The organism is Neosynechococcus sphagnicola sy1, from assembly GCF_000775285.1.
Lineage (GTDB): Bacteria > Cyanobacteriota > Cyanobacteriia > Neosynechococcales > Neosynechococcaceae > Neosynechococcus > Neosynechococcus sphagnicola.
Window position 1 is genome coordinate 110,807 of the sequence record NZ_JJML01000007.1, and the last position, 12,650, is coordinate 123,456.

Consider the following 12,650-nt stretch of genomic DNA (forward strand, 5'->3'; position numbering starts at 1 on the left):
TGGATTGCCGGGGCTAATGACACCCAGCATTGAATTTTCAAACAAGTTCTCATGGTTAGCTCATCCCCACAGCTCCCGAGTAAACCAGCCCTCGCTGCATATCCAGGGTCAGGATCTCACCGTCTCGAATCACCGTCGTGGCATTCTTAACCCCAACAATTACAGGGACACCCAACCGCAGACCAATCACCGCAGCATGGCTGGTCAAACTATCATCTTCGGTAATAATCCCCGCTGCCTTCCGAATCGCCTCCACGAAATCTGCACTGGTGGAAGGGACAACCAGGATCTCCCCAGGGTGGAAGTTACTGATCTCCAGGATATTATGGGCCACTCGCGCCCGTCCACTGACTGACCCCTGCCCCAAGGCCAAGCCTTTACCCAGAATGGCCGTCACGACTTCTACCTTAATCAAATCCGTCGAACCAGAAACACCTTGGAGAGTGCCCGCTGTCATGACCACCAACTCTCCCTCAGCCAACAAGTGTTTCTCCTGAGCAACATTCAACGCCGCCTGGAAGGTTTGCCCCGTGGAGGGTAAATCCAGAACTAGCAGCGGTTTCACACCCCAAACCAGTTGTAGCTGTCGAGCAACATCCACATGGGGAGTAATTGCGAGAATCGGTGTCTTGGGTCGGAACTTGGAGACATTACGAGCGGTAGCGCCTGTCTTGGTTAGGGTCATAATTGCCGCAGCCTCCAGTTGGCTGGCAATTTCCCCCACAGCACGGCTGATGGCATCCGGGATGGCAACCCGTCGACCCTTAGGCCGCTCCTGGCCGACGCGCCGATGGCTACGGTCTAGGATCGGGTAGGCAACCTCTTCCCGGGATTTGGTGGCGGGAGAATGATATTCTTGCTCGATGCGTTCAGCAATGCGAGCCATGGTAGCAACCGCTTCCACAGGATAATGACCGACCGCAGTCTCGTTAGAGAGCATGACTGCATCCGTCCCATCCAGAATGGCATTGGCAACATCAGAAATTTCCGCACGGGTCGGTCGGGGATTGCCCACCATGCTATCCAGCATTTGTGTAGCGGTAATCACCGGAATTCCCAGGCGGTTGGCCGTTGCAATCAGGCGTTTTTGTAAGATCGGTACCTCTTCTGCGGGTACCTCTACCCCCAGATCGCCTCGGGCAACCATCACCCCATCACACACCGAGAGGATAATCTCCATCTGCTCGATCGCTTCATGCTTCTCGATCTTGGCAATCACGGGCACATTTTTACCAGCACTGGAGATCAATTCCTTAATTTCCAGCACATCTTGAGGATTGCGCACAAAGCTGAGGGCCACCCAGTCCACCCCCTGATCTAGCCCAAAAACGAGATCCTTCCGGTCTTTATCCGTTAATGCCTTGATGGAGAGATAGACCCCTGGGAAGTTAACACCTTTGTTATTGGACAGCGTCCCACCGACGGTGACACGACAGTGTAATTCCCGCTGGCTGCGGTCTACCTTTTCCACCGACATTTCCACCCGACCATCATCCAGCATGATCTTTGACCCTTCAGGCACTTCGTCTGCTAGCAGCTCATAGGTGACGGAACTGATAGTTTGGGTTCCCGCAACCCGCTGACTCGTCAAGATGAAGGGGTCTCCCGTTTTTTAAGACGATCGACCCGGTTTCAAAACGACCCAGACGAATTTTCGGCCCCTGCAAGTCTTGGAGAATCCCAACAGGTTGGTTGAGTTCAAAGGATGTTTGCCGAATCAGCCGGATACATCGCTGATGGTCATCATGGGTACCGTGGGAGAAATTGAGACGGAGGGTCGTTGCCCCTGCCTCGACCAGAGCCCTGAGAACTTCTGGGCTACTGGTTGCTGGACCAATTGTGGCGACAATTTTTGTCCGACGCTGAGAGTTTGACCGTTGCATGGAAAAAGCCGAAAATCAGAAACAGAACTCAGACTGTGAAACAAGCCGATCTGCCGAGCTTTACTCTACAGCTTCGGGGTTACCTCAAACAACACTGGTAATAGAATTGTATTCGGGTTCCAGGAACCCTCGATAATAAAGCAGCAGAACTCCCAGTCCGATTTCGTCTCGGCAACTATCTCTGTAACGCTTCCACTTGAGACTGCTGAGATTGCCGCAGCTTCTGAGAGTAGAAGGAGGCTGACTCCTCCCCTCTAGCGCACTCCTGGGAAAATTTAATCAGATGATGGGCGGTCAGACCTATCTTGATCACCTGTTCAATCTTGCCAGTTTTCAGGGCGGGGGCAGCCATCTGCCAGAACGTCTGGCGATAGTCACTCAACAGCCCCACTCGTAGGAGAATGTTACCCAATAGCATCAGCCCCCGACGAATATTGGTCCAGGAAACCCGGGCGGGACTGTTGGGAACGATGATACGGTTGGCATAGGTATGCTCGACGTTGTAAGCAAACCGCTGATAGAGAAACTCTGGCTCGTAGGCTGTGGTAATACAACGCCGCCACATTTCAATCACTTGCTCATAGGGCATCAAAAATTCGACATTGGACTCTCGTCCTTCCTCTGACACCAGACGTCCTGCCTGTTCCAGTCGCCGCCACAGGGGGGTACGCGGTAGGGCTTGCAGGACATTGATGGTCAACATGGGGATATTAGAAATCCGGATGAAATCGAGGATGCGATCGGCGGTTTCTGGTGTGTCGGTATCCAGTCCTAAAATGATTCCCGAAACCACCTCCATGCCATAGCGGTTCAGGATCTTCACCGCGTCCAGAATCGGCATACTGAGATTATGGTCTTTGGAGATCGACTGCAGCGCCTCTGTTTCAGGGGTCTCAATTCCACAAAACACCGTTGTAAAGTAGGCTTCTCGCATCAGCTCTAGAAGCTTCGGGCTTTGAGCGAGATTGAGGGTGGCTTCGCAGGCAAATTGGAGTGGATACCCGTTTTGTTTTTGCCAGCGGACGAGGTGAGGCAATAACTCCGTCACCGCACGGCGGTTGCCGACGAAGTTGTCATCCACAAAGTAAACCGCACCGGGGTTGCCCGACTCCAGCATGGCATCTAATTCCCGCAATACCTGTTCCGGTGCCTTCAGGCGGGGATTACGGCCGTAAAGTTCCGGAATATCACAAAATTCACAGCGGTAAGGACAACCGCTAGAGAATTGCACACTGGCAATAAAATACTGGTTGAGGTTGAGTAAGTGGTAGGCCGGAACTGGAAACTGGTCGAGGGGCAGACGTTCTTGGGTCTCAAATCGCAGTTGTTGCGGGGGGCGCTCGACCTGCTGATCAAGATACTCAATCATTTGATCGGTGGCATCTCCCAACTCCCCTAAGTGCAAAATATCGAAGTCCGGGTAGTATTCCGGACAGCCGGAAACAGAAGGGCCGCCGATCACTGTAATCTTGCTAAAGCGATGGGCGAGGGTATTGATTTGATTCATTTGGGGACGCTGGATATGCATCCCACTAACAATCACCACATCCGCCCATTGGTAGTCTGCACGAGTGGTCGGGCGAATGTTTTCATCAACGAAGCGGACGTTCCATTCTTGGGGCAGATAGGCAGCAACCAGTAGAATTCCCTGGGGCGGCATAAAAGCCCGAACCCGACCCATCAAGGGATAGGCATGGTGAAAGGTTCCAAAGGAACGGCTGTATTTTGGAAAAATGCAGAGGACGTTTCGATGATTTCGGGGACGATAGGGGACGCGATCGCCAGTACGTTCCGGCACTGACTGCTCAAAGGATTGCAGGTCATGAGTCATTCAGGATTTCTCCTACTTAACATCAGAATCTAATGACGCTTGCCAACGGCATTTGAGCCACAGAACTTAACAAATTATCAGTCGCAACATCCCTGCCAATGACCGATCTCACCTGTTCCGGGTGCTTTGGCGATGTGATTGGCTGGTGGCGTCTACCCAGTCGATGACAGTCCAATTGGCATTATCCCTCTTGTAACACTATGAAGCCTGAAAGCAACCCTTCCCCTGTCAGCTTACCCATGGTTTTAGCTGGCTGTAGCAGGGACTGATGAATGGGGTGGCCGATCTCGGGACGCTGATAACCTCTAACCGCTGGACAGGAATCCAGTGACGACTCCATGTCAGACAGCAGTGGGCAGCAGGGGAGCACAGGAGACATCCAAGCATTTTCCACCTGGAACGCAGGTTGGAAGTTGGAAGTGTCTAACAGTGATCGGAGTGCTGACGTCGCTGACTCACAAAGGTTTACTGGCAAGAGACCTGTTCAATCAGTGCCATTACTGCACTGCGACTGAGCTTATCCTGACCCTGAACCAGGGCATCCAAGGTGGCATAGGCCAAGGTCAGGGGAATTTGGCAAAAGTCCAGTGCTGGCCCCAGAGGGAGCGATCGCGTATAGGCATCAGCCAGATCCAAATTGCGGCGGGTGTAGTCATGAACCTGGGCTTCCGTCCAACCATCGGGGAAGAAGTCAACGCCCCGTGCCAGATCTTCGCGACGGTTCCGAAGAATATTCACCGCTTGCAAGCCCCGACCGAAGCCAACTGCATAGCTGCGATTGGTCTGGGTACCGTCATACCAGCCCCACAAATCAGAGAGCAGCAAGCCGACTGCCCCTGCCACCCCAAAGGTGTAGCGATCAAAGTCTGCCTCGGTATGAATTTCCCAGTCACTGGCGGCCCAATAGGCCATGCGGTCTGACATGGCTGCCGTCGCCTCCCAAATGCGGGGAGCGATCGTCGCTGGTGCTAGGACTGCCCATTCTCCAATCCGTACCGATACCTCCGGCAGCATACTTTGGTGAATGCCCCACCCCAAGGGAAAGTCTTTAATCGTTGACCCATCTACAGCGGCCTGGAGCGTTAAGCTGATCATCCGTAGCAGTTTTGCTTTGGTGGCGTTATCCAGATCAGGATGATCTTCAATTTCGTCAATGGCACGCATACACAAATATGCCGAGGCAACGGCTTCTTGTAACCCCAAGGGTAGTCGGCTAATCGGGATATAGAATGTCCGACTGGTTGCTTTCAGAATCTCTAGCGCATCACCACACAAATTCATCAGGTCACTCCTCTGTCTGAGATCTTTATACCGGATTTGCCTTCTAATGTATGAGGCCCCAACCAGATACTGTCAAGATAGCTGCCACAATGTCCAATCGTTGAGAACAATGTCAGTATTCCCTCGAAATGTCAACCATTCACTAGGAGAGTACCTTCCAGTGAGTCTACCCTGTCAGTGTATCTTGCCAGTGTATAAGGATTTTACGAGGACTTGACAGTAAGAACTCAGAATTATCAGGGAGCAGTCAAGTCAATACCCACATTTATCTACTTACCCCGGACTATGATATCCGTCGTGAACCCAGGGGCAAGGGATGGCTGACTGCTCAAGGGCTGTGATTAATCGCGATCGCCCTAGCGGATGTATTCCTTCAAGACACTGTTGCGGTTGGGATGGCGCAACTTGCGCAGAGCCTTGGCCTCAATCTGACGAATACGTTCCCGGGTGACGTTGAAGATTTGACCAATTTCTTCCAAGGTTTTCATCCGTCCGTCATCAAGACCATAGCGGAGGCGTAGGACATCCCGCTCCCGAGGACTCAGCGTATCCAAAACACTTTCCAAATCTTCCCGCAGCAGGTTTTTCGACACCTGATCCTCGGGAGTTTCGCCATCGGATTCAATAAAGTCACCCAGGCGCGAATCTTCTTCCTTGCCAATGGGGGTTTCCAGGGAAATAGGTAATTGGGCAGATTTGGCGATAAATCGCAGCTTCTCAATGGTCATTTCCATGCGAGTGGCGATCTCTTCCTCCGTGGGCTTACGGCCCATTTCTTGAGACAGCAACTTTGTCGTTTTCTTAATGCGAGAGATGGTCTCATAGAGGTGCACTGGCAGGCGAATGGTGCGGGATTGATCGGCGATCGCCCGGGTAATGGCCTGACGAATCCACCAAGTGGCGTAGGTAGAGAACTTGTAGCCCTTTTCGTGATCAAACTTCTCAGCCGCCCGAATTAACCCCAGACTTCCTTCCTGGATCAAATCTTGGAACGACAGCCCCCGATTCATATATTTTTTGGCAATGGAAACCACCAAACGGAGGTTGGACTGCACCATTTTGTCCTTGGCACGCCGACCTAAGTGCAGACGGTAGCGAAACGCTGGGAAGGGCATATTTACGGCATTGGCCCACTCCTCATCGTAGGGCTCCCGATCGAGTTGATCCATCAACCGCTCCCGAACCCGTTCCAGTTCTAGTAAGTCAGCAATCTTGCGCGCCAACTCAATTTCCTCATCGGCGCGCAAGAGGCGAATGCGACCAATTTCTTGCAAATAGAGACGGATGGAGTCTTCTGTGTAGTGTTTGCGCTTGGTCTGGGCACGACGACGGGTGGAACGCGGCTTCCCAGCCTTCGCCTCATCTTCATCAGCTTGGGGTTCCAACGGATCATCCTGATCAGCTAGATCTTCTAAATTGAACTCACCGTCATAACTCTCTAAATCAGTTTCAGGTTGATCGGGGGCTTCTAGCTGATAGGGGGTGTCGAGTACGTCGTTGGCCTGGGTCATGCCGAGTTCCTCATGCTCCTTAATTAAAACTTTGCAAAGTTAATCAACCGAATCTAGAAAAACTGGTTGATTGTGATGGATTGTTCTAAAGAATCGAGTCAGTCATAAGGCTCCTAAGCAGCCTTTGTTCTCTGGTAACGAGTTGAGCATAGGAGATTTAGCTTGTTCAACAGGCCTCTCGCTAGCCCAGTTAATGCTTAGGAATGCTCTACCCCCAAGACACAGCCTGGATAGGGTGAAGACCCCCCTGATTCTAGCGTTTCTGGCTGAAGTTGCACGGTTCGTATTCATCCTAGCGCTGGAGTAGGGGTGTGGTGCTAAGTTAGCCTTTCTTCACAACAAATGTCATCTGGGCGATGGGGAAACCTTGCTCAAATACACCTCATAACCGTTATCCTGAAGAAAAGTGGATTTGCAGAACTTTACACAAGGATTCCCTGCGGGTCATGAAATGTATCATTCACCGCCGTGCTCAATTTTCCGCCAGTCACCGCTACTGGTTACCGGAATGGAGTGATGCAGAAAATGCCCGCCAATTTGGAGCCTGCCATCGTGCCCCCGGCCATGGCCACAACTATGTCTTATACGTGGCACTGGCTGGGGATCTAGATGAATACGGCATGGTACTGAATCTTTCGGATGTCAAGCGGGTGATCAAGCGAGAAGTCACCAGTCAGTTGGATTTCTCCTATTTAAACGACGTGTGGCCAGAATTTCACCAAACGCTACCCACCACTGAGAATTTGGCACGGGTCATCTGGCACCGTCTGGCTCCCTACCTCCCGCTAGCACAGATTCAATTGTTTGAGCACCCGGAACTTTGGGCGGATTATCAAGGAAACGGCATGGAAGCATATCTCTCAGTCAGCACCCATTTTAGTGCAGCCCATCGGCTGGCTCGCCCTGACCTCAGCTATGAAGACAACTGCAAGATCTATGGCAAGTGCGCCCGACCCAATGGTCACGGGCATAATTACCATCTGGAAGTCACGGTTAAAGGTGAAATGGATCCCCGTACCGGCATGGTGGTCGAGTTGGGAGCCCTACATCAGGTGATTACCGATCAGGTGCTGGAGCCCCTGGATCACACCTTTTTGAACCTGGACATCCCTTATTTTGCAGCGATCGTCCCGACGGCTGAGCACATTGCGGTGTATATCCGAGATATCCTACAGCAGCCCATTCAAGCCTTGGGGGCAAAGCTGCACAAAATCAAACTGGTCGAAAGCCCCAATAATTCCTGCGAAGTCTATTGTACGGACGCTGCGCCTGAGTCCAGCATACTGCAACAACGCGACCGTGAACCCATGAGAATCGGGGTGGGTGTGTGACCGCTGAGGGAGAAGGGACAGATGACCAACGGCTAGAACAACTAGTGGAAATTGTGGAGACGAATACCCAGGTGATTGCCCAACTAGCTCAGGGGCAAAAGAGTCTGACCCAAATGATGGAGCAGCTGTCTCATGCCCAAGTGGGTTTGGCAGAGGCTCAGGTTAAATTGACCCAAGTGGTAGAGCGAATGGAAGTTCACGTCAATTCTACCAACGCTGCCATGGAGCGGATGGAGCGAGTGGTTGACTACTTGTTACGCCGAGATGGTGCCGTCGATGCCTCAGACTCGTCAGACTAGGATGTTGACAACTTTTAGTTGATGGCTCAAGAAGTTTAAAGAGAGTTATTTTTGAGGTTTTTTAACCGATCCAAAAGTCTTGGAATAGTCCCCAAGTTCAGGCACCATGGGGCGGTAGAGTGCCAGAAAGGTATCAGGGGTGTTAAAGTGCAGGCTGACAGGAAATCCCTAGGATGTTGCCCATGGCTATTCAGGTTCCTCGGTTGATGCCAATACTAGGGAGTACCCTGGCTTTCGTAGTCCTGACAACTGGATGTCAGCGCCTTACCAATTTGGCAGCAGGATCTGGGCAGAGATCGCCCACCAGTTCACCCATGGCTACAGCCGCCGGAGTCCCCCGCGAGTCATCGGCAGCGATGGAGAAGTGTAAAATCCAGGCACGGGAACAACTCCAACTGAGCGATGAACAAAAGGCTCAGATGAAAGCGTTAACCCGAAAAGAGTTGCAGCAAGTTGAGGCGGTGTTAGATGCCAACCAACAGCAGCAGTTGCGGCAGGCCATCAAGGCGGATCGTAACCTCAAACGGGCGATCGCGACCTTACAACTCCCCGCAGATAAACAGCAACAGGTCAGTTCCCTGCTCGAACAGTCCCAACGCCAACGCAGCGATTTACTGACCTCCGAACAAAAGCAACACTTGCGTTCAGCACTGAGAAAGTGTCGAAATGCCACGGGGTAGTCGGGCTTTACCCAGCCTTTATCTCGCGATGGTTCAGTATTAAAGTAGCGACCAAAATCATCATGGGTAAGATGACGATGTATCAACAGCGCCACGGGTTGTTCCCCCACCTCAGCGTTTGGGTGAGTCTGCTGATGTTGAGTGCCTGTCGAGCCGGGACGGACACGCCTTCCCAGGCCAATTTATCGGGGTTCGAGGTCAAGATGTTGGTGGGCAGTGCCCTCAAGGACTTTTGTACTCAGGCTGCGACTCAGTTTAATCAGCAGCAGCCCAAGTTACCAGACGGCAAGGCGTTCCATCTCACCTGTGAGGCCAAGGGGAGTGGAGATGTGGTGACAACCATCCTGACGCTGGCTGAAGCCTTAAAGGCGGGAACGGTGCCTGCCACCGATCCACAGTTTCCAACGTTGGTGTCCGTGGATGGCGAAATTTACCAGAGTCAGTTGCGCTTCCAACTCAGCCAACTGTTCCCAGGGCAGGACTACATTCCTGACATCACAGACTCGCCGCTGATTGCCAACAGTCCCATGGTGTTCATGGTGCCGGCAGATCTAGCCCCAGCGTTGCAGCGGGCGCACCCTCTCTACAAAGCCTTGACCACTGCCAGGACCTTTCAAGATCTCAATCCTACCAGCCCCCCGATTCCCCTCAATTTTGTCCAAACCGCACCGACCCGCTCCAATTCAGGTCTGCAAACCCTGGTGGCTCAGTTTGTAGAGGTTTCAGGCAAACGCCCCGAGCAACTGACGGTGGCAGATGTGAACCGCTATCAATCCCAAGTCCAGAAAATTCAAAGCAAAGTCACCCGCTATGGGGTATCGACCAATGCCCTGGCCACCGCCATGGTAAAGAATGGCCCCTTCTGGGCAGCGGTGGGAGCGGTGTATGAGTCGTCGGTGATTGCCGCCAATACCGAACGCCCCCCGGAGCAGACACCCTATGTGGCGGTGTATCCCCCATCTACCTTTGCGTCGAATATGCGGGGGATTCTACCCCAGGCTCCTTGGGTGAGTCCGGAGGAAAAAGCCGCAGCCGAGCAAGTGATTACCTTTTTGCGATCGCCCCCAGCCCAACAGATTGCCACCAATTTGGGACTGCGCCCCGGTGTTCCCGGCATCCCCCTGGGGAATAAGTTCACCGCGAATTTTGGTGTCAACCCCAATGTGCAATACGATTCCCTACGGCCTCCTAGGCCAGAGGTGGTGGCGGCCATGCTCAAGTCCTGGGAAACCTATGCCAAAAAGCCCTCTCTGGTGGTGGTGGTGGTGGACACCTCCGGCTCGATGCAGGGTAACAAAATGCCAGCGGTGCAGCAAACCCTCCAACGTTACATCAACAACCTCGGGCCTAAGGATCAGATTGCTCTGATTGATTTTGACAGCGAGATCCGACCCCCGATCCTGGCCGATGGCTCTCCCCAGGGGCGATCGCGGGGATTGGCATTTATCAGCAGTCTGGAGGCACGGGGTGGAACCCGTCTCTATGATGCCGCCCTCTATGCCCGCAACTGGCTGCAGCAGCATCGGCGACCGGATGCGATCAATGCGGTGCTGATCCTCACCGATGGCGAAGACTCCGGTTCCCAGGTGTCTTTAAACCAGTTAGGCGCAGAACTGCAAAAAAGTGGTTTTTCCAGTGATGACCGGATTGCCTTTTTTACCGTGGGGTATGGCCAGGAAGGGGATTTCAACCCCGATGCCCTGAAAAAAACTTGCCAACTTAAATGGAGGTTATTACTCTAAAGGTGATCCGGAGACGATCTCGCGCTTGATGGCGGATTTACAGGTGGAGTTTTAAGCCTATGTGCTTCTCCTTGCCCAGAATGGATGGGCCGACATGATGAGACGACTGGCAAATCCTCTCAACTATCCCCTAGCGGTTCTCGCGGGCATGATTGTGTTCGCGGGGGGAGTACGGATGGTTAAACTTCCCAGTTGGCTGATGCTACCGGTGGCGGGGGCGATCGCGATCGCCGGAGCAACCCTGTTAAAGTCACGGCAACCCCCCGTGTTGGAACTGGACAACCCGGCCCTTGAGCAGGAGTTATATTTGGCTTGTCAGCAAGCCCAAGATCTTGCTAACAAGGCTGAAACCCTGCGCTCCGAGGCCACGAAACTGCTGACCCACGCCGCCCAAGTCGAGCTCCTAGGAACCGTGCAGTATGCCTGCGATCGCACCCGAGAATTACCCCAAAAACTGCAAGATCTCACCCGGCGGCTCCAAGGGGCAGACTCCCTCCTCTCCCTGGAGGACTTACAGCAGCAACTGGCAACGGTGCAGGTGAAACTAGAGACAAGTTCTGGTGTCTCCCGGGATCACTTCCTCCAACTGGCAACCAGTCTGCAACGGAATATTGACTTAGCCCGCCAGGGTGAGGATGCCCGTCAGGCTCAGGTTGTTAGCCTTTCTACTCTGATTCAAGATGCTGCAGGCACCCTCCAGGCACTTCAGAATAAGCTGCGTACAGCCGATCTGTCCGACACCAGTCAAACCCTGGAACTCCGAGCCCTCAGTGATCAATTCAACTTCGTTCAGGAAAATGTTGATCTGCTAGTATCGAGGTGATTCAGCCACCGCCTTGCCTCCTGGAATCATCGGTTGAAGCGCCCTGTTACAACCCCAAAACCATCTGATGTGAGCCACTGGACAAGCACGCAATGGTCAGCCAGTCTTCCCTCTTCCAACCTGCCCCGGCTCGTGCCCGCTCTGTTCGCCATCGCCTCCTCACCTCCATCGGGATTTTACTGGCAGGGTTGGGCTTGACCTATGCCCCTTTCCCCCTGACGACCCGTACCGTGGTGGTGGTCAGTGGCACGGAGTTACAGGAAGTGCTACCCACCCTGAAGCAGAAATTTGAGCGGCAAAATTCTGGGATTCAACTAGAACTCAAGTTTCAAGGTTCGCGGGAGCTGATTAACCGCTATCTGGATGATCGCAACGACTTTCAACCCACCGTGTTGATTCCGGCCAACCAGGAACTCCTGGATGAACTCGGCGATCGCTGGCGCACCCAGAATGGCAGCGAACCATTCTATGACCCTCCCCGGCCGATTAGTAAAACCCGGATGGTGGGCATCGCTTGGCCCGAACGGGGGAAGGTGTTGTTCCCAACCGGAGAATTTAGCTGGCAACGATTGGAACAAGCCTTAAAAGTGGGGAACTGGAGCGCCATCGGAGGGCCTACGGCTTGGGGCAGTTTTGACCTGTTGATGGGTGATCCAGCTCGCTCCAATGGCGGGCAACTGACCATGAGTTTGTGGGCACAGGCTACTCTGGGGGGGTACAGCGCTTAACCCAGTAACCCTGAGTTCACCGCCGATTCTGTCCCTGTTTAGCTTGGTAAAACGGTCCGTGTACGAACCGCCCCGTTCCACCGATTTGGTGCTGCAAGAATTCATTACCCGGGGTGCCAATGAAGCGGATGTTGCGGTTGTGTATGAAAGTAATGTCCTCCATCGCTGGCAGCAATCTGGCACCACCCAGGAAAAACCCTACCAGATCTACTACCTGGATCCCACCATTGAAACCACCTCAACCGCTGCAATTGTGCGTCGAGGGGTTGATGGAGGCACTGCCGATGCCGCTCGACAATTTCTAGAATTCTTGACCCAAGCGCCGCAACAAGTGGTCTTGGCTCAGTATGGCTTTCGCCCTGTCAACCCTGCCGTGGATCTGAGCACAATTCCGGGGAGTCCCTGGCAACAAAATATTCCCGGAGTGCAGGTCAAACCGACTGGACAGGTGATGCCGACCCCCAATGGAGCTATCCTCACAGAAGTGCTCCGACAGTGGGAACGAGCCAATTAGAGTACTCAGATGACTCAATGATCGCTA

General features: G+C 53.2%; 9 protein-coding genes and 2 pseudogenes. 7 read left to right on the forward strand and 4 right to left on the reverse strand.

All coding sequences use genetic code 11. The annotated features are described in order from the left end of the window. Window positions 1-55: 55 nt before the first annotated feature. The 4 genes and pseudogenes from pyk to rpoD all read right to left on the reverse strand — a co-directional run bounded on the left by pyk (window position 56) and on the right by rpoD (window position 6,506). Window positions 56-1,883: pseudogene (gene pyk, locus DO97_RS03970) on the reverse strand (pyruvate kinase). Between the two features lie 175 nt (window positions 1,884-2,058). After that, window positions 2,059-3,714 carry a B12-binding domain-containing radical SAM protein gene (locus DO97_RS03975; RefSeq protein WP_036531267.1) on the reverse strand — a complete coding sequence of 552 codons (1,656 nt, stop codon included), beginning with the start codon at window positions 3,712-3,714 and terminating at the stop codon, window positions 2,059-2,061. A gap of 465 nt (window positions 3,715-4,179) precedes the next feature. Beyond that, complete coding sequence (locus DO97_RS03980; RefSeq protein WP_036531268.1) at window positions 4,180-4,995, reverse strand: squalene/phytoene synthase family protein; 816 nt, start codon at window positions 4,993-4,995, stop codon at window positions 4,180-4,182. Window positions 4,996-5,351: 356 nt separating this feature from the next. Then, window positions 5,352-6,506 carry an RNA polymerase sigma factor RpoD gene (gene rpoD / locus DO97_RS03985; protein ID WP_036531271.1) on the reverse strand — a complete coding sequence of 385 codons (1,155 nt, stop codon included), beginning with the start codon at window positions 6,504-6,506 and terminating at the stop codon, window positions 5,352-5,354. Window positions 6,507-6,952: 446 nt separating this feature from the next. On the opposite strand from rpoD, the gene DO97_RS03990 reads away from it, so the two are divergent. The 7 genes and pseudogenes from DO97_RS03990 (at window position 6,953) to DO97_RS27310 (ending at window position 12,623) form a co-directional block, all read left to right on the forward strand. Next, entirely contained in the window at window positions 6,953-7,837 is an 885-nt protein-coding gene (locus DO97_RS03990; protein ID WP_036531272.1) for a 6-carboxytetrahydropterin synthase, read from the forward strand. Continuing rightward, a complete protein-coding gene (locus tag DO97_RS03995) occupies window positions 7,834-8,136 on the forward strand; it encodes a hypothetical protein (RefSeq protein WP_036531273.1) in 303 nt (100 codons plus the stop codon). The genes DO97_RS03990 and DO97_RS03995 overlap by 4 nt, the downstream gene beginning before the upstream one ends. Before the next feature lie 182 nt (window positions 8,137-8,318). After that, entirely contained in the window at window positions 8,319-8,816 is a 498-nt protein-coding gene (locus DO97_RS04000; RefSeq protein ID WP_156120425.1) for a hypothetical protein, read from the forward strand. A 77-nt stretch (window positions 8,817-8,893) separates the two neighbouring features. Further along, window positions 8,894-10,613, forward strand: a pseudogene (locus DO97_RS04005) (extracellular solute-binding protein). Window positions 10,614-10,652: 39 nt separating this feature from the next. Further along, a complete protein-coding gene (locus tag DO97_RS04010; RefSeq protein WP_239651426.1) occupies window positions 10,653-11,381 on the forward strand; it encodes a hypothetical protein in 729 nt (242 codons plus the stop codon). 92 nt (window positions 11,382-11,473) lie between these two features. Then, window positions 11,474-12,109 (forward strand): substrate-binding domain-containing protein, encoded by a 636-nt coding sequence (locus DO97_RS27305; RefSeq protein WP_275574930.1) that lies wholly within the window; start codon window positions 11,474-11,476, stop codon window positions 12,107-12,109. A gap of 58 nt (window positions 12,110-12,167) precedes the next feature. Continuing rightward, complete coding sequence (locus tag DO97_RS27310) at window positions 12,168-12,623, forward strand: substrate-binding domain-containing protein (RefSeq protein WP_275574931.1); 456 nt, start codon at window positions 12,168-12,170, stop codon at window positions 12,621-12,623. Window positions 12,624-12,650 lie beyond the last annotated feature (27 nt).